Origin of the sequence: Streptococcus mitis (assembly GCF_905187535.1) — a bacterium.
Lineage (GTDB): Bacteria > Bacillota > Bacilli > Lactobacillales > Streptococcaceae > Streptococcus > Streptococcus mitis_BS.
Genome location: NZ_CAJJIE010000060.1, coordinates 1 through 26181, shown reverse-complemented (window position 1 = coordinate 26181; position 26181 = coordinate 1). Strand labels below are relative to the sequence as shown.

At 40.4% G+C, this 26181-nt stretch carries 30 protein-coding genes; 3 read left to right on the top strand and 27 right to left on the bottom strand.

The annotated features are described in order from the left end of the window. Window positions 1-6: 6 nt before the first annotated feature. The 11 genes from pstA to JQ841_RS07235 all read right to left on the bottom strand — a co-directional run bounded on the left by pstA (window position 7) and on the right by JQ841_RS07235 (window position 10670). On the bottom strand, window positions 7-891 hold the full coding sequence (gene pstA, locus JQ841_RS07285) for a phosphate ABC transporter permease PstA (protein ID WP_000543046.1): 885 nt from the start codon (window positions 889-891) through the stop codon (window positions 7-9). After that, entirely contained in the window at window positions 881-1798 is a 918-nt protein-coding gene (gene pstC, locus JQ841_RS07280; protein ID WP_001070903.1) for a phosphate ABC transporter permease subunit PstC, read from the bottom strand. The genes pstA and pstC overlap by 11 nt, the downstream gene beginning before the upstream one ends. Beyond that, window positions 1798-2676, bottom strand: coding sequence for a phosphate ABC transporter substrate-binding protein PstS family protein (locus JQ841_RS07275; RefSeq protein WP_203180536.1), 879 nt, complete (start codon window positions 2674-2676; stop codon window positions 1798-1800). Before JQ841_RS07275 ends, pstC begins: the two co-directional genes overlap by 1 nt. A 222-nt stretch (window positions 2677-2898) precedes the next feature. After that, the gene (locus JQ841_RS07270) at window positions 2899-4203 is read right to left on the bottom strand and encodes an RsmF rRNA methyltransferase first C-terminal domain-containing protein (RefSeq protein ID WP_203180535.1); all 1305 of its coding nucleotides are present in this window, start codon (window positions 4201-4203) and stop codon (window positions 2899-2901) included. Next, window positions 4204-4977 carry an inositol monophosphatase family protein gene (locus JQ841_RS07265; RefSeq protein WP_203180534.1) on the bottom strand — a complete coding sequence of 258 codons (774 nt, stop codon included), beginning with the start codon at window positions 4975-4977 and terminating at the stop codon, window positions 4204-4206. After that, window positions 4967-5245: a UPF0223 family protein gene (locus JQ841_RS07260; RefSeq protein WP_203180533.1), complete on the bottom strand. Its 279-nt coding sequence runs from the start codon at window positions 5243-5245 to the stop codon at window positions 4967-4969. Before JQ841_RS07260 ends, JQ841_RS07265 begins: the two co-directional genes overlap by 11 nt. Next, the gene (locus JQ841_RS07255; RefSeq protein ID WP_000631254.1) at window positions 5245-5646 is read right to left on the bottom strand and encodes a Spx/MgsR family RNA polymerase-binding regulatory protein; all 402 of its coding nucleotides are present in this window, start codon (window positions 5644-5646) and stop codon (window positions 5245-5247) included. Before JQ841_RS07255 ends, JQ841_RS07260 begins: the two co-directional genes overlap by 1 nt. Before the next feature lie 234 nt (window positions 5647-5880). Next, a complete protein-coding gene (locus tag JQ841_RS07250) occupies window positions 5881-7419 on the bottom strand; it encodes a DUF6287 domain-containing protein (RefSeq protein WP_203180532.1) in 1539 nt (512 codons plus the stop codon). A gap of 15 nt (window positions 7420-7434) precedes the next feature. Further along, window positions 7435-8361, bottom strand: a complete 927-nt coding sequence (locus JQ841_RS07245) for a hypothetical protein (RefSeq protein WP_203180531.1) — start codon at window positions 8359-8361, stop codon at window positions 7435-7437. Between the two features lie 130 nt (window positions 8362-8491). After that, window positions 8492-9592, bottom strand: a complete 1101-nt coding sequence (locus JQ841_RS10340; protein WP_419991919.1) for an endo-beta-N-acetylglucosaminidase — start codon at window positions 9590-9592, stop codon at window positions 8492-8494. 19 nt (window positions 9593-9611) lie between these two features. After that, window positions 9612-10670 carry a PspC-like choline-binding domain-containing protein gene (locus JQ841_RS07235; protein WP_024057500.1) on the bottom strand — a complete coding sequence of 353 codons (1059 nt, stop codon included), beginning with the start codon at window positions 10668-10670 and terminating at the stop codon, window positions 9612-9614. Window positions 10671-10862: 192 nt separating this feature from the next. Here JQ841_RS07235 and JQ841_RS07230 point away from each other — a divergent pair, with 192 nt between their 5' ends. Then, window positions 10863-11762, top strand: coding sequence for a helix-turn-helix domain-containing protein (locus JQ841_RS07230; RefSeq protein WP_024057501.1), 900 nt, complete (start codon window positions 10863-10865; stop codon window positions 11760-11762). 142 nt (window positions 11763-11904) lie between these two features. On the opposite strand, the gene JQ841_RS07225 is transcribed toward JQ841_RS07230, so the two are convergent. The 11 genes from JQ841_RS07225 to JQ841_RS07175 form a co-directional block, all read right to left on the bottom strand. Next, window positions 11905-12522, bottom strand: coding sequence for a TIGR01906 family membrane protein (locus tag JQ841_RS07225; RefSeq protein WP_203180530.1), 618 nt, complete (start codon window positions 12520-12522; stop codon window positions 11905-11907). Then, window positions 12512-13285: a TIGR01457 family HAD-type hydrolase gene (locus JQ841_RS07220; RefSeq protein ID WP_078228289.1), complete on the bottom strand. Its 774-nt coding sequence runs from the start codon at window positions 13283-13285 to the stop codon at window positions 12512-12514. Before JQ841_RS07220 ends, JQ841_RS07225 begins: the two co-directional genes overlap by 11 nt. A gap of 8 nt (window positions 13286-13293) precedes the next feature. Beyond that, a complete protein-coding gene (locus JQ841_RS07215; protein WP_004238705.1) occupies window positions 13294-14031 on the bottom strand; it encodes an acyl-[acyl-carrier-protein] thioesterase in 738 nt (245 codons plus the stop codon). A 3-nt stretch (window positions 14032-14034) separates the two neighbouring features. Then, a complete protein-coding gene (gene hemW, locus JQ841_RS07210) occupies window positions 14035-15165 on the bottom strand; it encodes a radical SAM family heme chaperone HemW (RefSeq protein WP_203180529.1) in 1131 nt (376 codons plus the stop codon). 82 nt (window positions 15166-15247) lie between these two features. Then, window positions 15248-15637 (bottom strand): YtxH domain-containing protein, encoded by a 390-nt coding sequence (locus tag JQ841_RS07205; protein ID WP_203180528.1) that lies wholly within the window; start codon window positions 15635-15637, stop codon window positions 15248-15250. Window positions 15638-15652: 15 nt separating this feature from the next. Then, on the bottom strand, window positions 15653-16036 hold the full coding sequence (locus tag JQ841_RS07200; RefSeq protein WP_000895044.1) for a DUF948 domain-containing protein: 384 nt from the start codon (window positions 16034-16036) through the stop codon (window positions 15653-15655). Further along, window positions 16037-16825, bottom strand: coding sequence for a prolipoprotein diacylglyceryl transferase (gene lgt / locus JQ841_RS07195; protein ID WP_203180527.1), 789 nt, complete (start codon window positions 16823-16825; stop codon window positions 16037-16039). It abuts the gene before it with no gap. Continuing rightward, entirely contained in the window at window positions 16818-17756 is a 939-nt protein-coding gene (hprK, locus tag JQ841_RS07190; RefSeq protein ID WP_049516049.1) for an HPr(Ser) kinase/phosphatase, read from the bottom strand. The genes lgt and hprK overlap by 8 nt, the downstream gene beginning before the upstream one ends. 129 nt (window positions 17757-17885) lie before the next feature. Further along, window positions 17886-18062: a 30S ribosomal protein S21 gene (rpsU, locus tag JQ841_RS07185; RefSeq protein ID WP_000048054.1), complete on the bottom strand. Its 177-nt coding sequence runs from the start codon at window positions 18060-18062 to the stop codon at window positions 17886-17888. Window positions 18063-18141: 79 nt separating this feature from the next. Beyond that, the gene (locus JQ841_RS07180; protein WP_203180526.1) at window positions 18142-18672 is read right to left on the bottom strand and encodes a hypothetical protein; all 531 of its coding nucleotides are present in this window, start codon (window positions 18670-18672) and stop codon (window positions 18142-18144) included. A 72-nt stretch (window positions 18673-18744) separates the two neighbouring features. Continuing rightward, window positions 18745-19452 carry a glucosamine-6-phosphate deaminase gene (locus tag JQ841_RS07175; RefSeq protein WP_203180525.1) on the bottom strand — a complete coding sequence of 236 codons (708 nt, stop codon included), beginning with the start codon at window positions 19450-19452 and terminating at the stop codon, window positions 18745-18747. A gap of 150 nt (window positions 19453-19602) precedes the next feature. Between JQ841_RS07175 and queA the strand changes: the two genes are divergently transcribed. Then, window positions 19603-20631: a tRNA preQ1(34) S-adenosylmethionine ribosyltransferase-isomerase QueA gene (gene queA, locus JQ841_RS07170; protein WP_203180704.1), complete on the top strand. Its 1029-nt coding sequence runs from the start codon at window positions 19603-19605 to the stop codon at window positions 20629-20631. 79 nt (window positions 20632-20710) lie between these two features. Here the strand turns inward: queA and JQ841_RS07165 are convergent, their stop codons facing one another. The 5 genes from JQ841_RS07165 to mnmL form a co-directional block, all read right to left on the bottom strand. After that, complete coding sequence (locus JQ841_RS07165; protein ID WP_203180524.1) at window positions 20711-21571, bottom strand: YihY/virulence factor BrkB family protein; 861 nt, start codon at window positions 21569-21571, stop codon at window positions 20711-20713. Between the two features lie 142 nt (window positions 21572-21713). Further along, complete coding sequence (locus JQ841_RS07160; protein WP_203180523.1) at window positions 21714-23768, bottom strand: cation:proton antiporter; 2055 nt, start codon at window positions 23766-23768, stop codon at window positions 21714-21716. Window positions 23769-23779: 11 nt separating this feature from the next. After that, complete coding sequence (locus JQ841_RS07155; RefSeq protein WP_000361085.1) at window positions 23780-24034, bottom strand: hypothetical protein; 255 nt, start codon at window positions 24032-24034, stop codon at window positions 23780-23782. After that, entirely contained in the window at window positions 24027-24584 is a 558-nt protein-coding gene (gene mnmM / locus JQ841_RS07150) for a tRNA 5-(aminomethyl)-2-thiouridylate-methyltransferase MnmM (protein ID WP_203180522.1), read from the bottom strand. The genes JQ841_RS07155 and mnmM overlap by 8 nt, the downstream gene beginning before the upstream one ends. Then, a complete protein-coding gene (mnmL, locus tag JQ841_RS07145; protein ID WP_203180703.1) occupies window positions 24568-25524 on the bottom strand; it encodes a tRNA modification radical SAM protein MnmL/YtqA in 957 nt (318 codons plus the stop codon). Before mnmL ends, mnmM begins: the two co-directional genes overlap by 17 nt. Window positions 25525-25615: 91 nt before the next feature. Here mnmL and JQ841_RS07140 point away from each other — a divergent pair, with 91 nt between their 5' ends. After that, complete coding sequence (locus tag JQ841_RS07140; RefSeq protein ID WP_012972478.1) at window positions 25616-25975, top strand: DUF3397 family protein; 360 nt, start codon at window positions 25616-25618, stop codon at window positions 25973-25975. The last annotated feature ends 206 nt before the right edge of the window (window positions 25976-26181 follow it).

The window sequence follows — 26181 nt, the reverse complement described above, 5'->3', positions numbered from 1 at the left end:
TCTCCTTTAGGCAGCGGTTAATTTCTTATGTAGGTAGCTTCCGAGTTTGCGGGCTCCAAAGTTAAAGATCAAGATAAAGATCAGGAGCACGGCTGCAGAACCTGCTGATACGATGGTGCCATCTGGAATAGTACCTTCACTATTGACCTTCCAGATGTGGACAGCCAAGGTTTCTGCTTGACGGAAGATAGAGATTGGGCTAGTTACACTGAGAATATTCCAGTTAGACCAGTCAAGAGCTGGAGCGGATTGTCCTGCAGTATAGATCAAAGCAGCCGCCTCACCAAAAATACGACCAGAAGCTAAGACGACCCCAGTCACAATACCTGGAAGGGCTTCTGGAATGACCACATGGACCACTGTCTCCCAGCGAGAAATTCCAAGGGCCAAGCCGGCCTCACGTTGCGTATGGTGAACGTGTTTCAAGCTGTCTTCAACATTACGAGTCATCTGAGGTAAGTTAAAGACTGTCAAGGCCAAAGCACCTGAAATGATTGAAAATCCATACTCAAACTGAACTACAAAGATCAAGTAACCAAAGAGACCTACAACCACTGATGGCAATGAAGACAAGATTTCAATACAGGTTCTGACAAAATTGGTCACAGGACCTTTTTTAGCATATTCAGCTAGGAAAATCCCAGCCCCCATAGACAAGGGAACAGAGATAATCAAGGTAATAACCAGAAGGAAGAAGGAATTATAGAGCTGAATTCCAATCCCTCCACCTGCTTGGTAAGAAGATGATTTGCCAGTCAAGAAAGACCAAGAGATGTGGGGCAAACCACGAACCAAGATATAGAGAATCAAGGAGGCCAGGATGGCAACGATAATTCCTGCAATCGAGTAGAGGACAGCTGTTGCAATTTTATCTAATTTCTTAGCGTGCATAGTTTTTCTTTCCTCTTTCTTTCGTAATCAATTTAATCACACTGTTGAAAGCCAAACTCATCAAGAGTAAGACTAGGGCCAGTGACCAGAGAACGTTATTGTCAACTGTTCCCATAACGGTATTTCCGATACCCATGGTCAAGACAGAGGTTAAGGTCGCAGCAGGTGTTGTTAGTGAAGTTGGGACAACGGCTGAGTTTCCGACCACCATCTGAATGGCCAAGGCCTCACCAAAGGCACGTGCCATCCCAAAGACCACTGCTGTGAAAATCCCTGAACGCGCCGCCTTCAAGGTCACGCGCCAGATGGTTTGCCAACGAGTAGCTCCCATAGCTAAACTAGCTTCGCGGTAGTGACGAGGCACCGCACGCAAGCTATCGGTTGTCATAAAGGTTACCGTCGGTAAGATCATGACAAAGAGAACGAAAATCCCTGACAGAATCCCAAAACCAGTTCCACCAAAGACACTACGGACAAAGGGAACTACGACCTGCAAACCGATAAATCCATATACGACTGAAGGAATCCCGACCAGCAATTCAATAGCTGGTTGCAAGATTCTAGCACCTTTTGGTGAGACCTCCGTCATAAAGACTGCCGCACCAATGGCAAAAGGAGTTGCGATAAGAGCTGATAGGATTGTGACAATAAAGGAACCCAAAATCATAGGAAGGGCACCAAATTGTTTACCTGAAGGATTCCAAGTTTGGCCAAAAAGGAAATCAAAGATATTAACTCCATTGACAAAGAAGGTAGACAAGCCTTTTTGGGCTACGAAAATCAAAATCATAGCCACAATGATGACAATCAAAGACAGACAGGCAAAGGTCAATCCTTTTCCTAGTTTCTCTAAACGAGAGTTCTTTGAGGGAGAAAGTAATTTTTTAGCTAATTCTTCTTGATTCATTATTGACTCCCTTCTAGTGCTGTCACCGTTCCTACAGCATCTTTTTCAACCTTCATTTCCTTAACAGAAATATAGCCCATTCCCTTAACGATTCCACTTTGCGCTTCATCTGAGAGGACAAAGTTAAGAAATTCTGCCACCAATTCATTCGGTTGGCCTAGTGTATACATGTGTTCATAAGACCACAAAGGCCAGTTATTGGTTGTAACATTTTCTGCAATCGGCTCATAGCCATTCAACTTCATGCGTTTCACCGAGTCATCCACATAGGCAAAGGCTAGGTAAGAAATGGCTCCTGGTGTCTGGGAAACAATGTTTTTGACCATCCCATTTGAATCCTGTTCTTGACTCTGCACAGCAGACTGACCATCCATGATAACACTATCAAAGGTTGCACGAGAACCAGAACTTGCCGCACGGTTAATAATAGAAATGGCTAGGTCTTTCCCACCGACTTCTTTCCAGTTGGTCACTTGACCTGTGAAGATGCTACGGAGTTGTTCAGTTGTCAGATTTTCAACGTCAACTTCCTTATTTACAATCACTGCCAAGCCCGCTACTGCAACCTTGTGATCCACAAGAGCGGATGCGTTGATACCGTCTTTTTCCTCGGCAAATACGTCTGAATTTCCTACATCAACGGCTCCAGACTGAACCTGAGACAAACCTGTACCAGATCCTCCACCTTGGACGTTAACTGTTTTTCCAATGTGCATAGAGCCAAATTCATCTGCTGCTGCTTCGACCAAGGGCTGGAGAGCCGTTGATCCAACAGCTGTCATGGATTCTCCACGATCAATCCAGCTAGCACATCCCACCAAAGAACCTGCTAGCAAAAGAGCCGCAAGGGATAGAGCGAGTTTTTTCCTTTTTTTCACTGTTTTTTCTCCTTGAAAATAATGGTGAATGCTATGAATTTTTTCAACTATTTAATTATGTTTTTCTTTTTTAAAATTGGGAGCTGACTGAAGTTACTAGCTTAGTTTTACTAGAAATTTGCTCAGTTGCCTTCTCAACAAATTTTGACTTAAAATAAAAGACAATTTGAAAAAAATCCATACTTCCACTATAACATAGACAAGCTACTTTGACTAGCATTTTCACTTGAATCTGAGGCCTTTTGGAAAATAATTTTTCAAAACATTTCCAGTCACCTTAGCAAAGCCCAAACCATTGCCTTGAACCAAAACTTGGTACCAACCATTTGGCAGACTTTCCGCCAGCTGGACAGTCTCTCCAGCCGCATACTTTACAAACTCTTCTTGGTCAATTTCAACCGACTGTTTGACCTGACTTGGTTTCAAGGCTAGACCAAGAGCAAAACTAGGTTCAAAGCGTTTCTTCTTGAAGGTTCCCAGATGCAGTCCATTGCGAGCAATCTTGAGTTTCCCTAAATCTGGCAAGAGTTCTGGCAAGAGATAGAGTTGGTCCCCAAAAGTCTGCAAGATCCCTCTTAGATTGACCTTCAAGTGTTTTTGGGCAAATTCCTGCCACAAAGTAACTTGTTCTCGGCTGAGATTGCTCTTACTTGCCTTAAATTTAGGAACTGGATTTTCACCCTTAAATTGCAAATGGGCTACAAATTGCCCCTCTCCCTTAAAATGATGTGGGTACATACGAGCTGTTTCTGGCAGGTCAATACCAGCTACCATTCCATTGATATGCTCTACTGGCAACAAGTCAAAATCATACTCATCCAACAACCAATTGACAATCTCTTCGTTTTCCTCAGGTGCCCAAGTGCAGGTCGAATAAACCAGACGACCACCTTCTGCTAGCATGGTCACTGCATCTTCCAGAATTTCTCTTTGCAAACTAGCACATTGACTCGGACAATCAAGGCTCCAATAGTCCATAGCATCTGGCTGCTTACGGAACATTCCTTCCCCCGAGCAAGGGGCATCAAGGACAATGAGGTCAAAATAGCCTTTAAAGACCTTGGCCAAGCGGTCAGCAGATTCATTGGTCACTACGACATTTGTCGCTCCAAAGCGCTCCATGTTTTCAACCAAGATCTTAGCCCGTTTGCTTGAAATTTCATTGGAAACAAGGAGCCCCTCCCCTGCTAGATAGGCTGCCAGTTGGGTTGATTTGCCACCTGGAGCAGCGGCTAAATCCAAGACCTTCATTCCAGGACTAGGTTGGGCGACCTGAGCTACCATTTGAGCAGCGGGTTCTTGCGAATAAACCAAACCAGTAGCATGCTCAGGCGATTTCCCAGACACCTTCCCGTAGTGGCCCCAAGGAGTTTGAGGAATGGCATCAGGAAAGGAAACTGGCGCTTCTTTTAAAGGATTTACCCGAAAGGCCGAAACCGCTTCCTCCTCAAAAGAGGCAAGAAAATCTCTTGCCTCATCTCCTAGTATCTCTTCATATTTTTCAACAAATCCTTCTGGAAATTGCATTTAAGTTTTTTTCCTTTCGTAAATATAGGACTGAATTTCCTCCTGCATCTCAAGAGGCACCATCATGACTGGCTGTCTGGTTTGAAAATCAAGAGCTTCACCAGAAAGGGTCACCACCCGATAGCCCAGACCTTCTCCTAAAATACTAGCCGCAGCATAATCCCATGGTTGCAGATAGGTGACATAAGTCAACAAACGCCCTGACAATATCTTGGCAAAACTAATGGCCGCACTTCCATAGACACGAACACCGAGGACCGCTCGGCTCAAATCAGCCAGCCCCCATTCATTGGTTTCCAGCATACCACTATTTCCTGCAATGAGAAAATCTCCAAGTGGTTTGGCTTTAAAGGGAGCTAGGGGCTGATCATTTCGGCAGACTGGAAACTTACCACCACCGTGATAACAATCCCCCTTGACCACATCATAAATCAGTCCAAATTGCCCCTTACCATTTTCAAAATAAGCCATCATAACAGCAAAATCTTCCTGCTGGGCTACAAAATTATTGGTCCCATCAATCGGATCAATGACCCAAACCTTGCCCTCTTGAACCGAGGCTCGCAGACAACCTTCTTCAGCACAAATCTTATCCTCAGGATAACGGGACAAAATCTCACTAACCAAGAGTTCCTGAACTTCCTTGTCCAGTCTGGTCACCAAGTCTGTTGGAGAGGACTTGGTCGTAACCTGCAAATCTTCCTGCATGTGGTCAAGGATGTACTGGCCCGCTTTCTTAATTAGCTCTTTAGCAAATTCAAATTTACTTTCCAAGAGAAATCTTTCCTTCCCCTTTTTCCTTGGCAGCCTGAACCGCTCGGTAAAGCGAATAGCCACTGACCGTTTCAAATTCTCGTCCCAAACGCTTCTCTTCACTCTTGCTTGGCACAACCAATTTGAATCCCTTATAGGAGTCCAGTAACTTTTTAGCCTCTACCTTGCTTTCATAGGCAGCTTCAACATCATTAAAAAAAGAAAGCACTGAAGCAAGTTCTTCAGTGCTCCACGACAAATCTAGTGGGTAACTATACTGTTTGTTCATTAACTAATACCAGCTCTCATTCTTGCTTCTTTTAGTTCTTGCTTACGGTAACTACGAGGGAGAAAAGCACGAATCTCATCTTCATTAAAACCGATCTGCATACGTTTGGCATCGATAATAATTGGACGACGCAAAAGACTTGGATACTGCTCAATCAAATGAAGCAATTCTGATACCGAAATACTTTCTACATCAATATCTAATTTTTGAAAAATTTTTGAACGAGTTGAAATGATGTCATCAGTACCATTTTCGGTCAAGGAAAGGATGTGTTGCAATTCTTTTCTTGTTAAAGGACTGGTCATAATATTGTGCTCCTCGAAGGGCACCTTGTGTTTTTCTAACCAGGCCTTCGCCTTACGACATGAAGTACAGCTCGGTGATAGAAATAGTGTTATCATGCTTTTCTCTTCTTATCTATACTTTGCTACTTCTATTATACAAAAAAATAAAGCGCTTGACTAGGGATTTTTAGAAAAAAAGCCTCTTTTTTCAAGAAAAATAGACTGTTTGCGAACGATTGGCTCTGTTTGGATTTGATTAATTCATTCTTTTAGAGCTATATAGTGAAGTATGGGACAAACAAAAAAGAACGCCACAATCTTGCGACATTCTTTTGCTTTTAAATATATCTACTAATCTCGGTAGTAATAATCTTCAGCTCTATCTGATTTCCCAAATTCTTCATAAAATAGGCGGTCTTTGGATGAATCTGACGCACCGTGAGGCGTTCCTGCTGGTATAAAGAGTACAGGCGTTGTTGCCCGAATTCCAATCTCAAATCGCTTTCCAACGGCTCCTTCCTGGTTCTTGGACAAAAAGATTCGTTCATATTTATTGACCAAGCCAGAATCGTGAATAATCAAGTTTTTAGGTTTTGACCCAGTTGTCGACCAACTACCTACTACTAGTAATATTTCATCCTTTTGAGGATTTTGAACAGAAGGATTTCCAACTACAGGTTCCCGACTCGAACTCTGAGCTGTCTCCTGATTAGTCGCATTCTGAGTTCCTGAATTATCAAAAGTTGTTACGCCATCTGATTTTCTGTAGAAAAACTTATCTGATGGAATAATTGGCTTGTTTGAGAAGGCTATCCGATCCTTACTGCTATCTGACCGACCACCATGAGGATCGCTAGGTGAATTAGCCGGATAAACAAGGACACCTTCTTCTGTTCTTCCAACAATCAGTACAGGTATATCTATTGTCTCAGATCCTATCTGCAAGCGATCTCCGTTACTCATACTGCCATCTGGTTTGATAGTGATTTCTTCACCCGCAGCATTAACCCAGGTATCTGCTATTAGATGCAGATTTCCATTCAAGATTTCTGGTTCCTTAAATGGACGTCTCGTAGCGATCATATTGGTAGGGTAACGATTTGTTTTAGAGTCAATAATATCCGCTTGCAGTATAAAACCAGTTTTCCCCTCTACATCAATTTGGTACCAAATATGGCCTCGATCTTTTCTCTCCCCAGCGATTGAATTGGAAGCAGTTATTCTCTGATCCTTGCTGAGTTCAGTAATCACTTCTGAATCATAGAGAGGTTCCTTACGAACTGCAGCCTTTTCAGCAGTAACTTTCAATTCCATTGGTTGCTCCAGCTTGTAAAGATAGACTGTTGGTTTGTCTTCTTTACCATCTGTCAATATGAGATAGCCGTTAGGATCCTTGTAGCCATAAAAAGTATAGGACTGATCTTTAAAGTCTGTTTCGATGCGGTCAATCTCTTCCTGAGATATAGATAGCGAAACCTCAACTTCTGGTAGAACTGTTGTTTTAGAATACGTCTTTCCAACAACATAGGTTTTGTCGAGTTCGTAATCAATAGTCGTGACTTTTGTATCCCCCTCATACTTTTTAATCGTATGTTGACCTTTCATCATTCCACCACGATCACGGCCATGCAACATCTCTTTCCCATCTCTCACAATAATGGCCTGACCATTATAACCAAGATCAATGGTTCCAAATAGGGGCATCTCACCTGACAAATGTTCAATTGTTCCAAAAGAACGATACCACTCATCAAAATTGTCTTTTTCAAGAGAATTCGCAATATCAATCTGATCCATTAGATCTGAAGAGGATTCCTCCTTCTTTCCACAAGCTCCTAAAAATAGCAAAGCAACTAGGAAAACGATACTATATCGTAAATACTTTTTCATCTTTTTCAAATCTTCTCAATGATTCCTTTCTGATTGTATCCATTTTTTATCCACCAAATAATAGCTAAATAAGACCCATCCAAAAATGTAGACAATATAACCTAAACCAGGACGACCATGTTGAAAAATGTATATTGGATTATAGACAATAAATGTTGCTAACAAGGTGATGATATATGTATCCAATCTTCTTTCTTCTCCCCTTGCAATAGAGGATACAACTAAAACGGCTAAAGCAAGAATAATAAAAGCCAAGATGGCATGGTAGGTAAAGGGTGATACAGTTTTATTAATTGTACCAGATAAACTATAAAAATACAAAAATTGCGATGAAAATATACTGATAGAAGCAATTGTTAAGAGTTTATTTTTATCATAGGATTTCTTGATATCCTCTACTGACAAAAATGAAAGATGAAACTCAAAGGTTAGTTTTTCCTTTTTTATATACTTAAAGAAACAATAAACTACAAGAAGAATTAAGCTAAAAAATGCTGAATACAAAATAAGATAGTATCCATTCAACATGTCAGCTGAGTTGGCTCTTTCCATCGTAGGAGACCAGCCTGATAAAAAGCCAGAGGTAAACTGAACAATTCCAGCAAAAACATTATAGCTTGTAGCTGCGATTTGACTTTGGACAACTCCTTTTACAACGTCTAGAAGCATCTTAAACAACCATAAACTATTTAAAATCCTAAGGATAATCAAGGTTTTCTCTTTTCTTTTCAATACAAACACAAGTTCTAATAACGAGACTGCTAAAAAGAGATTTGCATTTAAAATACCCCTAATCCAACCATAAATATTTAAAGGATTATTTACTTCATCAACCATTACTCCCATAAAACTAAACAAAATAATCAATCCCAAACTAATAGCATAAGCTAAATAAATAAAATCTAATCTAGATTTTATTGTAACCAGTGGAGACTTTTTCATTTTCTCTATCTCACTTCTCATTTTATTTTCAATTATGAACACAGAGAAATCCTTTTAAGATACTTGCCTAAAAGGATTCCTTTTCTCATACAGATTACACTCTCTTGGATTTATTTCAACCAGTAAGTTACTAGCGAATCCATTTACCTGAGCCATCTACACGATAACCATCTGGTGTGCGTTCATTGACAGCCATCTTACCGTTAGCTTTAAGATAGTAATCGTCTACCCAAATATTGCGGGCATAACTACCTTCACTAGTCAAGTAGTAATAGGCTCCATAATTTCTGTCATAAATCCACTCACTCTTGGCCATTTTACCATTCGATTTGAGATAGTAATTTCCAATCCAAGCGTTTCGAGCATAGCTTCCATTCGATGTTAAATAATAATATGATTTATAGTAACTATCATAGATCCACTCGCTCTGGGCCATTTTACCATCAGATTTGAGGTAATAATTTCCGACCCAACCATTTTTTACATACTGTGCTTGAAAGGTAAGATAATACCAGGCACCATAGTTCTTATCGTAAATCCACTCTTCTTGAGCCAATCTCCCCCCTGATTTAAAGTAAGATTTCCCTCGCCATGTACTTTCAATATAATTGCCGTCTGAATCTAAATAATAAATTCCTTTGTCCTTAGGATCAGAAACAAATTCATTTCTTACCTTGATTCCATTTTTATAATAAGATCTTCCATACCATCCATTTTTGGCATGATTGATATGACTTCCTGTTCCAACCATTTTATGATCTTGGATGGTCACAATATCAGTGTGGCCATAATAACGATAGTAACCATACGGAGGCTGTTTCCAATCTCTCAAAACAATTCGATACTCGCCATCCGCAAAAGCATTCAAATTAGCCTGATTCATATCATATTCCCTTGTCACGCTTGGTTGACTAGGTGTAAAAATAGCATCAGCTAATCCAGGGAACTTTTCAGTCACTTGAGTTTTAACATTAAATAAGAAGAAGGGAATAGAAACCTCATTCATTCCTTCCGGGAAGGTATCAATACTAGCTGTAATCTTTAATTTTCCCGAACTTGTATCTTGACTCAAATTCATCTGTACTTTTAAATTCTTAACTTTAGCAGGATCGTAGTCTGATTTAGCAAGTTTAGGAGTGGCAGCCATTACTTCCTGAACGTTAACGAGAGCTGCAGTGCCTACGGCAAAAATAAACAAGGCCGATACTAATACTGTTTTCATTTTCATCATAAATTACCATCATCTCCTACTAACGAATCCATTTACCTGAACCATCTACTCGATAGCCATCTGGAGTTCGTTCACTAACGGCCATCTTACCATTAGATTTAAGGTAATAATCACCAATCCAAGCATTACGTGCATAACTACCTTCACCTGTTAGGTAATAGTATGCTCTATAATTTCTGTCATAAATCCATTCGCTCTTGGCCATTTTACCATTTGCTTTGAGGTAATAGTTACCGACCCAAGAACTACGAGCATAGCTACCTTCACCAGTCAAATAGTAATAGGCTCCATAGTTTTTATCATATACCCACTCATTTTGTGCCATGTAACCGCCAGATTTGAGGTAGTAATTGCCCACCCAAGCATTTTGAACATAGTTACCCGCAGCATCGATATAGAAGTAAGACTTATATTGGTAATCATAGATCCACTTGCTGTAGACCTTGTTGCCATTTTGGTAGTAAGAGCTGCCTGACCAGCCATTTTTTCCAGAAGCTGTGCTGCTAGTAGTAGAATGTGTTTGAGCTTGAGAGCTTTGAGACTGGGCTGTAGCTTGTCTTCGTCCACCGATGCTGATAATTTTATGATCTTTAATTGTCACAATTTCAGACTGTCCGTAGTAACGGTGTTCATAGCGAGGAGCACCTTCTGTATCCTCTAATGTATCAGAATACACAATCCAATAATCTCCATCTGCTAAAGATATCAAATTATCATTATTCCAATAAAACTCTCTTGAAACTGACAATTCATAAGAAGTGAACGACATATTTGGTAGAATATATTGATGAAGTTCACCAGTGTTAACATTTTTAAAAAAACCAAAAACACTACTAATAGAATTACTGTATACTCCTCTAGGTAAACTATCAATCGTAGCCGTGATATCTAATTTCTCTAATGTAGGATGCTGTTTTAGTGTAATTTTCACATCATGTTTTTTAATCCCCACGATATCACTCGAATCTGCATGAACAACCTGTGATGAGAAAGGCAGGTTTCCTTCTGTATCAAGAACTGTCGCAGCTCCTAGCGCTGCTACTGCTAAACTAGCAAACAAAACTGGTTTGAATTTCATAGACAAACTCCTTTAAATCTTATTCCCCTAGAGTATAGCAGATTTTTCCCACTCGTGAAGAAAAACGACGAAAAAAATAGTTTTTCGCCGAAACCCCTTACAAAACTTCTCAATATCGTATCTTTTTGTTGTTTTTTTCTTATCTAGTTGAAATAGTGTATAATAAAGTAAAATCACAAGGAGATTAGTAAAATGGAAATAAACTTTGGTTCAGTTATCAAACAAATCCGAGAGGAGAGAGGCTTTACTCTAAAAGAAGCCGCTGGTACTGCTATTAGTCCCAACAACCTCAGTAAATTTGAAAAAGGCATCACAACCATCAAGGTTGACACCTACTTCAAAATCCTAGAAAATCTCAAAATCCATGATAACCATGATGTTATAATGTTGCTTACGCGTTATCAGTATCAGGATCCTTCACTTCCCGAAGCTATAAAAACTGGGTTCACAACACAAACTAAGATTCTAGAATTGATTCAAATATTAGAATCTGATACCTATTTCACTGATCATGCCTATATCCAATCTTTAGGCATGTTTAGAAATAAGGAGAATTTGTTGAAAGAAGATTGGACTATCCTCAATCGGGCTAAGACTGCCTTATTTCATCTAAACTACTGGCTTCCAAAGGATTACACCTTATTTGCACTTTTAGTTGAATATTTTGACTTTCCTACAGAAACACTTCAACAAATTGCAAAAACAGCTCTTGCTTTGCTAGAAGAAACATTTGTTGATTTCAAACAAAAACGAGAGCTTATATTGACACTCTCAGACATCATCCGAACCTATTCTCGAAATGGGCATTACCAACTTGCCCAAAATTTAGTGGACAAAATTGATGTATATAGAATTAAGGAATTACATCCCCTAAAAGTAGTATTGCAAGAAGCATTTTTTATCATTAAAATGCAAGAATGTTATAATTTGCTCAGACAAGATAAGAAGGAGGGAATAAAACTGGCAAGTCAGATTTTAGCCTATCTGGACAGTCTGAATGGTCTTTTCCTGGACCAAACTATTTCTCAATTTAGAGACATCTTCTATCAACAAGTCAAAATGCTCAATAAAACTGGAATTGATTGGCCATAAACTCTGGGCTGAGTTGCTACTGGCAGGTAGAGGCAGATCCGATAAACAGGGAAGAAGTTAGAAAAACAGCCGATATAGCTGCAGTTAGGAACCAACTGTGACTATATCGGCTGTTTTTTATGATGAATCTACATCTAAAATCTCACTTCCAACGACTTTTCAGATAAAGATAGCCAAAGAAGCTTTCATAGAGGGCAAAAAAGAGAAGAAAGGCATGAAGGAAGAAAGTCTCTGGTAAAATCAGAATCACTGGATCCTTGGCTGGATCAAAAAGCCAAGTATCATCTCCCACAAAGAGAATTTGATGGAAAAGGGTAAAGAATTGGTCAAAACCAATCAACACTCCTCCAAGGCCAATCAGCAAAGGCAAAACCACTAGAGTCAGAAGCCCTTTACTAAATAGAGATAAAAAGCCCTTTTTCACAATCCTATTGACAAAGACGTAAAAACTTGGCAGTGTCACTAAAGCTACTAGCTGAACCAGGTGAAAGAGGTTCTTGACCACTGCAAAATGGTGTAGCCCAGCAGCTGACGAACGAAAATCTGGCATCTCTAGGACCTGACTAAATGGATTGGTCAGATAATTCATCAAGATATGAAAGTTGTACTGAATGGTTTCTGGTTTTAAATAGACCCGATCCGTTAAACTTAACCACTGAATTTCCAGCGGATAAAAAATCCAAGCCAGATAGATAGTCAGAAGGATTGAGAGGGAGAGAAGAAAGAGCATAGAGCTCCAAAAGGTCAGTTTAGTTTTCATCAAAATCCCACTCCGCAAGGCTAGAAACCACATGAGTCGGTGCGATTGGTAGGTCTGCCACTTCTTCTGCCTTGGTAAAACCTGTTGTCACCAAGAGAGTTGGAATGCCATTGTCAATCCCAGCTCGAATATCAGTCAAATAATTGTCCCCAACCATGATTAATTCTTCACGTTCCAAGCCTAAGTGCTCAACCGCCTTGTCCATAATGATAGCATTTGGTTTCCCGATATAAACAGGCTTCACTCGTGTTGCCACTTCAAGCAGCGTAATCAGTGAACCAGCACCTGGCAAAAGACCGCGTTCTGTTGGAATGTTAAGGTCAGGGTTGGTTCCGATAAAGTGAGCACCCTTTTGGATAGCTAGAGTTGCTGTGGCAAATTTTTCATAGTCAACTTGCCAGTCCAGGCCTACTACCACATAGGCAGGATTATCCTTGTCTTCCACATAACCAGCCGCCTTGATGGCTTCCTTGAGTCCTGCTTCTCCGATGACATAGACTGTCTTTTCAAGTCCCAAGTCGTTCATATAGTCGATAGTCGCCAAAGTCGCTGTGTAGACAGTCGATAGAGGAGTATCAATATTAAAATTCTGAGCCAACATCTCCTGAACACTCTCTGGAGTGCGGGTTGTATTGTTAGTCACAAAGAGATAGGGGATGTCTCGCTTTTGCAATTCGTGGACAAAAGCCTCTCCTGCTGGAATTCGATCTTTCCCCTTATAAATGGTTCCGTCTAAATCAATTAAATAGCCTTTATACTTCATATTTTTCTCTAATCCTTCTTCATTTCTTGCCAAGTGATGATAGCTTGGGCATTGGTAGCCCCGTCGCTTGTAATCTCATGCTTGCTTTCCAGTCCAGTCCGTTCAACAGCCGATGTAATCACCCCACCTGGTCTAACTTCCTTGACATACTTGAGGTTGATTTTCTTGGGAATATATTGGGTCAAAAAATCCGCTCCCATAACCTCAAAAATCCAGTCCAGATACTTACTGTTATTAACATGACCATTCATATCCAAGTCGTAAAAACGAACATGGTAATCCTTGCTGAATGGTTCTTCCAAAGACTCATACTTTGGCCCACGGATAAGCTTTTTATCAAAATCAGACTGATACGGAGCCACAATCTCAGGTTCGACAGCATGGACTTTTCGACTGTCGCGGTCCATGAGAACAAAGGTCGCCATCATGTGGATGAGTTCCTGACCTGCTTCATCATAAATGTTAAAGCGACGGTAGCAAAAGAGCCGATTGTAGCTCAAAGCTTCCGTTTCGATGGTAATTTCTTCCGCAAAACGAGGCAAACGAACCACCTCAATATCGTATTCTGTGATAATCCAGACCAGATTATGCTCTTCCAAAATGGCCTTATCACTAACTCCTAACTCAATCGACTGCATCCCTGAAACTTGAAGGGATAGCAAAATCACATCTGGAAGCTTGATATGACCGTTCATATCAGCCATATCAAAAGGAATTTTCATTTTCATTCGATAAGTTAAGCCCATCATCTACTCCAAAATAAATCGTTCTGCTACGGTGTCTCCTAAAAAGAGACCTCTTTTTGTCATACGAACTCGGTCACCATCTATTTGCATGAGACCTTGTTGAACCAATTCTCTGACAATTTCTCCATAAAGTCCATCGAAAGACCGTCCAAATTTTTCCTCAAATCGCGCCATGGAAACCCCTGATTTCTTGCGGAGTCCCAAGAACATTTCTTCTTCCATTTGCTCTTTTTGACTCAGGTGCTCTTCTGTGATGCGAGCATTGCCTTCCTCAACTGCATTAAGATAATGACGAATGGGACCATGATTTTTATAGCGTACTCCATTTACATAACCAGAGGCCCCAGCACCTATGCCATAGTATTCAGCATTGTCCCAATACATGAGATTGTGGCGACTTTCAAAACCAGGCTTTGAGAAATTGGAAATCTCATAATGCTCAAAACCAGCTCGCTCCAGCTCTGCAATGATGTACTCAAACATCTCCGCTTCCAGTTCCTCCTTAGGCAAGGGCAATTTCCCTCGACGCATACGGTTCATAAAGACCGTATGATTCTCCAAAATCAAGCTATAGAGGCTCATATGGGGAATATCCAACCCAATGGCCTTAGCCACATTTTCCTTGACCTGCTCCATGGTCTGACCTGGCAGAGCATAAATTAAATCGATGGAGATATTGTCAAAACCAGCCAGTTTCAGACGGTCAATATTTTCATAAATATCCTTCTCCAAATGACTGCGCCCAATCTTTTTCAGCATCTTGTCGTCAAAAGTCTGCACGCCTAGCGAAACACGATTGACAGCTGAGTTCTTCAAAACAGCTATCTTATCCGCGTCCAAGTCTCCCGGATTGGCTTCAATGGTCAACTCTTCCAAGACTGACAAGTCCAAGTTTTTAGTCAAGCCATCCAGTAACACCTCCAGTTGAGGAGCTGATAGAGCTGTCGGTGTCCCACCACCGATGTAGAGGGTTCGCAACTTTTGAATATCATAAGAACGAAACTCTTCTAACAGATGCTCCAAATAGCTATCTACCGGCTGATTCTTGATGAAGACCTTTGAAAAGTCGCAATAATAACAAATCTGGGTACAAAATGGGATATGCACATAGGCTGACGTTGGTTTTTTCTGCATAGTAATTATTATACCATAAAGACAGGCTACAAGAAAAAAATCACCATCTCCAGATACTAGTCAGTCCGAAGATGGTGATGGTTTATTCTTCTGTTATGTCAATAACAATCTCTTCTGATTCATCAAGAGTTTCAGCCTTTTCTTGCCATTGCTCCTTGAGATTATTGAATTGATCTTTTGATGCTTCTGTCGCTTGACGAGCACATGATTTGGCTTGAGCAAGGACACTGTCCACAGTGATTTCACCTGACTCAACCTGTTCTTTGGTTTTAAGAACAAAATCTGTAGCCTGCTCCTTGACTTCTGTCAGTTTTTCACAGACCTGCTCCTTGGCATACTCAGGATCTTCTCTCAAGTCATCTAGAAAATCTTGAGCCTGACTGCAAACTTGTTTGCCCTTGTCACTTGTTAAAAACAAGGCAAGAGCTGCACCTGAAACGGTTCCTAAAAGGATTGAGGATAGTTTACCCATAAGGATTCTCCTTTTTTATTTTTTGAAAAATTTACTTGCGACACGAAGAGCTGACAAACTTGCACCAGTCTTAAGTGTTTTTGAACCAGCTGATGAAGCTTTCTTACTCAATACACGCGCATGGTCATTGAGATCTGAAACAGATAGAGATAAATCTGCAACAGCGCTAAAGAGTGGATCAATCGTTGCTACCTTGACATTAATATCATCTGCCAAGACATTGACCTTAGCCAGCAATTCATTGGTATGATGCAAGGTCACATCCACATCTGAAGTCAAGGTTTTAATCGTCTTCTCTGTTTCATCGATAACACGTCCAAGCTTTTGTACAGTAATGATTAGATACACTAAAAATACAATCAAAGCAAGGGCTACAAGAATATATGCAACTTCTAACATTTAATTTTCCTCCTCTGTAATATAGTAAGGGGCCTTCTTTCGATTTTGATATAGAATGATAAAAATACCCAGTCCGATAAGGACAACTGATAGCCATTGAGACACTCGAAGACCAAAGAACATGAGACTATCTGTCCGCATACCTTCGATGACCATACGACCGAAACCATACCAAATCAAGTAAAAGGCAGTGATATGACCTCGTCTAAGGCTCTTCCATTTTCTTCTAAAAATCAGAATCAAGGCAAATCCAAGAAGATTCCATAGAGACTCATAAAGGAAGGTTGGCTGACGATAGCTCCCCTCAATATACATCTGGTCACGAATAAAGCCAGGTAGATAATCCAGATTATCCACTGCTGCACCATAGGCTTCTTGATTAAAGAAATTGCCCCAGCGACCCAAACTTTGGGCAATCATGACGCTAGGCGCCGCAATATCTAGGAAATCCCAAGTATTGATGAGTTTACGATCAGCAAAGATATAGAGTACAATAGCCCCAGTTATCAAACCACCGTAAAAAGCCAAACCACCATTCCAAATGGCAAAAATTTCTCCCAAGTTCTGACTATAGTAATCAAAACGGAAAATAACATAATAGAGACGTGCTCCTAAAATAGCCAAAGGAAAAGCTATCAGGATGAAATCTAAAATATCGTCTGGTATGATCTTCTTTCTAGGTGCTTCTTTCATGGTCAAATAAACCGCAAGAATCAAGCCTGTTACAATACACAAGGCATACCATCGAATGGCTAGAGGGCCTAGATGAATCGCAATTGGATCAAACATTAGGCACCTCCTCGTTTTGAGCAATGAGATTGGTCAAGCGTTCTTCGAACAAACGCGTCGCATCAAAGCCCATTTCCTTGGCACGATAATTCATGGCAGCAGCCTCAATCACGACAGAGATATTACGACCTGTTTTCACTGGAATGCGGATACGAGGAATGGCTACGCCAGAAATTTCTATTTCCTCTGCATTGTTTCCAAGACGATCAAAAGTTTTATGTGTATCGTAATTTTCCAAATAAACAGCCAGCTGGACTTGTGAAGAATCCTTGACGGCACTCGCACCGTAGAGGCTCATGACATCGATAATCCCAACCCCACGAATTTCAATCAGGTGTCTCAAGATTTCAGCTGGTTCACCCCAAAGAGTAATCTCATCCTTGGCAAAGATATCGACACGATCATCGGCTACCAAGCGGTGACCACGTTTGACAAGCTCTAGACCTGTCTCACTCTTACCGATGCCACTATCACCTTGAATCAAGACACCCATTCCATAGATATCCATCAAGACACCGTGCACACTGGTCCGTTCTGCTAAACGTGAATCCAGATAACTAGATAACTCTCCAGATAAACGACTGGTTGCCGTACGGCTGGTTAAAATGGCAATCTTACATTCTCTGGCTGCCTTTAGCATCTCCTCTGGAACCACCAAACCACGAGCAACAATGACCGCAGGTGTCTCAGGTAGAAACATTTTTTTCAAGACTTGGTAACGGTTGTGAGAGGACATCGAAACGAGATAGGACCACTCCTTCATTCCCAAGAGTTGGATTCGCTCAGGCGTATAATAGTCAAAATAGCCCGTCATTTCAAGACCAGGTCGCGTAATGTCCGCGGTATTAATTTCCTTTTCAAGTAATTCTGGTTCGCCATAGACAATGTCTAGTCTGAGCTTTTCAATCACTTCTTTTACTAAAACCGACATCATTTCCTCCTTCAATCGAGTTCTTCTCTCTATTATATCAAATTGTAGGAGGATATTTGAGATTTTTGCAGGCTTTGTAGTATTTATTTAAAAGAAAAAGACTAGATTTCTCTAGCCTTTCATTTCTAATTAGAATTTTTTACGTTTACGAGCTGCTTCTGATTTACGTTTACGTTTTACAGAAGGTTTTTCATAGAATTCACGTTTGCGTGTTTCTTGAAGAGTACCAGCTTTAGTAACCGCACGTTTGAAACGACGAAGTGCGTCGTCAAGAGATTCATTCTTACGTACTACTGTTTTAGACATTTTTTTCACTCCCTTCAAGTTCAAGATCTATTCTATTTTACACGTAAAAGGAATAATTGTCAAGAGGAAACTAAGTTTTTTATTCTTCATAATGATTAATAATATAGTTCACCATCTCCTCCATATCTGCTTTAGATAAAGGTAATTCCCAGTTTGTTGTTTCCATTTTAAGAAAATCATCACTTACTTTCAGTTCGTTGTCTAGTTCCCCATCTTTATTATCTAATTCCTCATCTTTATTATCTGATTCCTCATATTCCCAGAATATGATACCTATCCGATCATATAAGACATGAATATTATGACTATTTGGATCAATATCAAAAGACTGTAAAGAGATTAAGATTTCATTTCCTTTATAAGACAAATCAATATACATGTGATTTGATAAATCATACGGTCTAGATAAAGTACCTCCTGATGAGTAATTTGGTTTTCCACTTCCTCCACTTGTCTTTACAAATGTATCAGTGCCATCTTTCTCTTTTAAAAAAATTAAGTTTCCATCACTATCTCTCTTGCTTAAAAGAAAGTATTTTATTTTATTTTTCTCTTCTAGCCTAGCTCTCTTATATGCTTCTTTTATTTTTAGAAATTCTTCTTTATTCATGTGTCCCCTAACGTAATGTTGAAGTTTTATATGTCTAAAGCAACTCACTACACAGAGCAAGTGGTTCTGAATTTATTTTTCAAGTAAGCTGAGCGCTTCAGCATCTGCAATAATAGTCACATCAGGGTGATTTTGGAGGCTACTTGCTGGGAGATTCTCAGTCACTGGGCCAGACACTGTTCCAGCAATAGCTTCTGCTTTCGACTCACCGTAAGCAAAGAGAAGGATTGACTTGGCATCCAAGATATTTTTAATCCCCATTGAAATGGCTTGGGTTGGAACGTCTTCAATCTTGTCAAAGAAACGTGCGTTTGCTTCAATAGTAGACTGGTCAAGTTCGACTAGGTGTGTTTGACTGTCAAATGGAGTACCAGGTTCATTAAATCCGATATGTCCATTGCGACCGATTCCCAAGATTTGGAGGTCAACTGGATGGTCAGCCAAAATTTGATTGTAGCGTTCTACTTCTTCTTCAGCATTATCCTTAACACCACGTGGCAAAAAACTTTCTTTAAATGGTTTTTGGTTGAACAAGTTTTCTTGCATGAAGTGACGGTAAGACTGAGGATTGTCGCCATCAAGGCCTACATACTCATCAAGGTTGACACTGGTTAGATTTGAAAAATCAAGGTCACTCTCAACAATTTCCTTGTAAAATTCAAGTGGGCTACTTCCTGTCGCAAGTCCTAGTGTTTGAGCTCCATTGGCCAATTTTTCCTTCAAAATCTCAAAAGCAACTTTTCCACCTTCGATTTGGTTTTCAACTTTAATAACTTTCATCTTTTCATCCTCCGTTTTAATCTATATTTATTATATGGTATAGACCAATTTTTGTCAAGTGAAAACGATTTAATTTTCAAAAAAAGAGCGTCCAAACTTGAAACATGTTATAATGGATAAGATTAGAACTTAGAAAGAATGAACAGATATATGAATACAGCTGATTTTGATTTCCACTTACCTGAGGAATTAATTGCCCAAACGCCCCTTGAAAAACGGGATTCCTCTAAACTCCTCATTGTCAACCGTGATACTGGAGAAATGCAGGATAAACACTTCCACTCTATTATTGATATGCTGGAACCTGGTGACGCCCTTGTTATGAACGACACCCGAGTTCTCCCTGCCCGCCTCTATGGTCAAAAGGAAGAAACTGGAGGTCATGTGGAACTTCTCCTGCTTAAAAATACTAGTGGAGATGAGTGGGAAGTTCTGGCTAAACCTGCCAAACGCCTCAAGGTCGGGACTCGTGTTAGCTTTGGTGATGGCCGTCTCAGAGCTGTTGTTACGGAAGAATTGACTCACGGGGGCCGCATTGTCCGCTTTGAATACCAAGGAATTTTCCTAGAAGTTTTAGAAAGTCTGGGAGAAATGCCATTACCACCTTATATCCATGAAAAACTGGATGACCGTGAACGCTATCAAACCGTTTACGCTAAGGAAAGTGGTTCTGCTGCAGCACCAACTGCTGGATTGCACTTCACCAAAGAATTGCTGGCAGAAATCCAAGCTAAGGGTGTTCATCTAGTCTATTTGACTCTTCATGTCGGACTCGGAACCTTTAGACCTGTTTCAGTTGACAATCTGGACGAACACGAAATGCACTCAGAATTCTATCAGCTTTCTGAGGAGGCTGCTAGCACCCTTCGCTCTGTCAAGAAAAATGGAAGCCGTGTCATCGCTGTCGGAACCACTTCTATCCGCACCTTAGAGACTATTGGTTCCAAGTTTGATGGGCAAATCCAAGCAGATTCTGGCTGGACCAATATCTTTATCAAACCTGGCTATGAGTGGAAGGTCGTGGATGCCTTCTCAACCAACTTCCACTTACCAAAATCAACTCTGGTCATGTTGGTTTCTGCCTTTGCAGGCCGTGAATTAGTCTTAGACGCTTATCACCATGCCATTCAAGAACACTACCGCTTCTTCAGTTTCGGTGATGCCATGTTTATCTATTAATTGTCATAATCAAAAAGCGCATATTATCAGGTATTATAAAACCTTGATAGTATGCGTTTTGTAATGGATAGAAAATGAGTTAATTTATTCTCAAGCTCGGATCTTTCAAACTCTGAACACTGGCATTGATCACCGCACCGACAATCAAAATCTTAGCGATAAGAATAAACCAGAACATCATGACCACCACGACGACGGAACTGAAAAAACGCACGTCCACTAGGTGATTGACATAATTGTTAACATAGACTGAAAAGATATTGAGCAGTAAGGCCAGAGTTAACAAAACAAAGGCACTACCTGGTAATACAGAGCGAATCCGTCGAACCTTAACATTAGGCAGGAAATAATAAAGCATGACCAAGATGGCAAAAATCAAGGAATAGACTAAGGGGCCTGTCAGGTCTTGCAGATAATCAAAAATAGGACTATCCGATTTCCAATAACTTTTGATAAGGTTGAGAAGCATGCGACCAAAGACACTTAGAAAGAGGGCTAAAGCAAAGAGAATCTGCAAGCCAAAACTGACAAACAAACTCATGAGTTGATGAGAAATCATCCCACGATTTTTAGCTACTCCGTAAGCTTTATTAAAGGCTTTCTGCAGAAAGTTCATGGATTTTGAAAATGTCCAGAGGGCTGACAAAATCGCAAAACTCAATAAGCCCGTTGACGGTTGGGTCAGTACTTCTGTGATAATCTTTGCCACCACATCATACATGGTATCGGGCAAGAATTCATTTACAACCTTTAAAAAATTGGAAACTGGAATCTGAAAATAAGGGAGGATATTGACCACCACCAAAAGCAGGGGAAAAATCGAAATCAACCAATAGTAGGCTACTGCGACACTGGTCAGCTCACTATCTGATGCTTGATAATAATGCAAAAAAGCTTTTACTAAAGGCTTATCTATCAGCTCTTTCCACCACTTCTTCATGTCACACTCCTTCACTTACACTCTTTATACTCAATGAAAATCAAAGAGCAAACTAGGAAGCTAGTCGCAGGTTGCTCAAAGCACAGCTTTGAGGTTGCAGATGAAGCTGACGTGGTTTGAAGAGATTTTCGAAGAGTATTAATTAATTTCTTCTTACCAATTCCACCATATCATAAGGCAGGGTATTGGCAGCTTCCTTCAGAGAATAGTTCTCTAAGTTATTTACATTTTGTCGTAACTTCTTGGCATACTTGGTCGTAATCAATCGTTTCTCTTCATATTCGAAAATCAACTTGCGCTCCAGATAATAGCCTCTCAGCATTTCATCGATATTGTTGGGCTTGACACGATTGATAACCCGTTCAACAAAGGCACCACTAGTGATAATAGCTGTTTCACGGAGACGAGAATCCTGCATGAAGCTGATTAAAGAACTCTTATAAACCCCTTTTAGGTTCTCCAAACTTTCGATAATCATCTCTGTGTTTTCTAGATAGAGCTCTGCAATTTGGTCATAGTCAAGGGCCCTGAGTTTCTGTGATTCTTCATTTTTCCAACTGCGGGAGGTCTTGCCAAAGGTAAAAACTTCATGCAGGAGAAAACGTAAAATCCGCAAGGAAACAAGGAAATAATAGGTCAATCGTGACGCGAACTTACGATTGATACTTTGTTCCATGTTTTTCAAATAACGTTGGTAAACTCGATAGGCACGCTCACTCATCTTTTCCTCTTCGTAAGCCTGTTCTAAACCATCACTTTCAATACTGAGGATGAGAAGTTTTAAGGCCTCCCAGTCTTCTTGAGCCCCCTTATTTTCTTGACTCAGGATGAGATTTTCAATACGTCCATGATAATTGTCAATAGCTGCATAGAGGGGAAGTTTATTTTTGGTATCTTCCAACTCTTTTTCCAACTCAATCGTCACTTCATTCAAAATGGCGATATGCATAAGATAATCCTTGCTTTCTTCCTGTTCGTCCGAAAGATGAGGCAAGACCACGAGGCCTGTTAAAAAGCTGACAAGCGTCACACCTGCGACAAGGAAAAGCAAGAGAGGATACTCCTGTTCTAGATTACTTGGTATCAGAAGAATCGTAGCAATCGACACCGTTCCCTTAACACCTGAGAAGGTCAAAAGAAGCATATCCTTCATATACTTATTCAGTTTCTTCTTGAGGCGTCGGGTCCTATAGGCATAATAGCCATAGATCATGACAAAACGAATGGCAAAGAGGACAAAGGTAAGGGCTATAAGAGATACCAATAACAGCAAGGGATTATAGATTGGATTGGTCAAGATAGGTTCTGCTATCATTTCCAGCTCCATCCCTAAAATTACAAAGACAGAACCGTTGAGCATAAAGTTCACTGTGTGCCAGACCGTCTCGGTTACCGTATCCACTTGGGCTTCGAGGAGCGTAATTTTCTTAAAACGGCTTGCCTTTAAAATCCCAGCAACCACAACGGCAATAATCCCTGAAACATGGACTTCTTCTGCCAGAAAGAAGGTCACCAGAGGCAAACTCAATTCTAATAAAAGTTCGCTAGCAATATCCGTTGCGCGCACACTTAGCAAGAATGTGTGAAGGAAACGGTTGACCATGGCTGTTAAAAATCCAATTAAAAAACCGCCTAGAATTGAAAAGATGAGCGAACTACTAGCTTGACCAAGAGAAAAGACTCCAGTTGTCCAAGCTGTCAAGGCAACCTGAAAGGCAACCAAGCCAGAAGCATCATTCAAAAGTCCTTCACCTTTGAGGATATTAGACACGCGCTTAGGAAAGCTAAAACGCTCCGAAAGAGAAGCAAAAGCCACCAAGTCCGTAGGTCCAAGGGCCGCCCCAACAGCCAAGCAAGCCGCCAAGGGAAGACTGAGCCAAAGAAAATGGGCCAAGCCACCCAAACTCAGGGTCGAGATGAAAATCACTGGAAATATGAGATAAACAATGATTCGCCAGTGTTTTAAAATAGCCGTAATATCCGCTTCTTCCGACTCTCGGAAAAGCAAGGGCCCAATAACCAGGGCCAAAAACAACTCTGTATTGAGATGAAAGTCGGTATTGGGTAAAAAGAGACCAATCACAATTCCCAAAAGAATTTGCACCAAAGGGAGAGGCAAAAAGGGCAGAAGTTTATTGGTTGTACTTGAGACAATCAAGACCAGTAAAAATAGGATGAGGTAAATCAGTAATTCCACGCACGTCCTCCTTAATCTTTTTTACAACAGGATTCAAATATCTCCTTCTGCTCTTTGATTTTTTGATCAATCTTGGAACAGTCTTTGTGCTCAATTTTTCGCTGGCAGCGTTCCATTTCAAGAGCTACTAATTTTTTCTTGATTTTAAGCATTTTTTTGCTCATATGTGCTTGGTCTAACACACCCACTGCTCGTTCGTGGTGGGTTGACTCAACAAAATTCTGGCGCATGGCATCCAGCTTTTCACGTAGGTATTGTTTATCCATGTCTATATCTCTCTAATTTTTCAATCATCACTAAAAATGGCGGGTTGTTGACTTGGTTTAAAGTTCGGTAAATGGCAGCTGTATACTCTTGTTGGTTCAACTGGCTAACAAAATTCAAGACAGCATCTCGCTCAATATCTCCTCCCTCATGACCATAGTAAATCATGATAGCAATCCGTCCCCCTTTGACCAGCAAACGACACAGCTTTTCTAAGGCTTCAATAGTTGTCTGCGGTTGGGTAATGACGGACTTATCAGCTGACGGCAGATAACCCAGATTAAAAATTCCTGCCTTAGCCTCTGTCACAAACTGGTCCAGTGTCTCGTGTCCTTGCAAGATTAACTGAGCATTTGTCAGGCCAGCCTGGTCCAAACGCTCTCGGGTCTTTTCCAAGGCTTGCTCCTGAATATCAAAGGCATAGACTTGCTTGGCTAGCTTAGCTAAAAAAAGCGTGTCATGACCATTTCCCATGGTCGCATCCACTACGATATCATCCTGAGTCACTACCTCAGCCAAAAAATCATGTGCCATCTCAAGTGGTCTTTTCATTATTAAACTCCTGTTTTACAGCCTTGCATCCTTGAACACTTCCGCGACGTCGCATCTCCATCTCAATGCTGTTAAGCACTTCCCATTTATTGAGGCTCCACATAGGACCAATCAGCATATCTCTAGGTGCATCTCCTGTGATTCGATGGATGACGATATGCTTGGGAATGATTTCCAATTGGTCACAGATGACCTTTACATATTCGTCCTGGCTCATCAACTGCAAGCGTCCTTCATGATAATCTCTTTGCATACGAGTATTTGTCATAAGATGGAGCAAATGCAGTTTAATCCCTTGAATATCGTTATCCGTGACACAGCGACGGACATTTTCAATCATCATCTCATGGGTTTCACCAGGCAAGCCATTAATAAGATGGGAAACAATCTCAATCTTGGGATACTTTCTCAAACGCTTGACCGTTTCCACGTACAACTCATAGGAATGGGCACGGTTAATCAGAACAGAGGTTGTTTCATAAGTGGTCTGCAAGCCCAATTCAACCGTCACATGCATGCGTTCCGACAACTCAGCCAAATACTCGATAGTTTCGTCTGGTAAACAGTCTGGTCGCGTTCCGATATTGATTCCGACCACACCTGGCTCATTGATAGCCTGCTCATAGCGCTCTCGGATGACTTCCACCTTTTCATGGGTGTTGGTAAAATTTTGAAAATAAACCAGATACTTCTGCACATCCGGCCACTTACGGTGCATAAAGTCAATTTCCTTATAAAATTGCTCACGGATAGGCGCATCTGGTGCTACAATAGCATCTCCAGAACCTGAAACCGTACAAAAAGTACAGCCTCCATGAGCCACAGTTCCATCACGATTGGGACAGTCAAATCCCGCATCAATCGGGACTTTAAAGGTCTTTTCTCCAAATAGTTTTCGATAATAATCATTCAAGGTATTATAAGATTTCATAACTTTCATTATAACAGAAAACATCTACAATCTCAAAAGCCTGACTTTCCTATAAATTCCTCTGTTTCTCGTTTCCTTTAGCGATTTTTTATGATACAATATGGATATGATTTTAATGAAATTAGCATCTATTTTATTATTGATACTGACCTTAGTAGTCTGCATTATCATAACCAAACTTTTTAGATTAAAAAAACTAGGACGAAACTTTGCGGATTTGGCTTTTCCAGTCTTGGTATTTGAGTACTACCTAATCACAGCTAAAACCTTTACCCATAATTTCCTCCCTAGACTGGGACTAGCCCTCTCACTCCTAGCCATTATTCTCGTTTTTTTCTTCCTTTTGAAAAAACGCAGCTTTTACTATCCTAAATTCATCAAATTCTTCTGGCGTGCAGGATTCTTATTAACCCTTGTCATGTATATCGAGATGATTGTTGAATTGATGGCTCAGAAATAAAATCAAAAACACCTCAATCAAACTAAAATACAATGATTGAAGTGTTTTTTTCTTTATATCTTTTTTAATAATTCTTATACTCAATGAAAATCAAAAAGCAAACTAGGAAGCTAGCCACAGGTTGCTAAAAGCACTGCTTTTAGGTTGTAGATAGAACTGACAAAGTCAGCTCAAAACACTGTTTTGAGGTTGCAGATGGAAGCTGA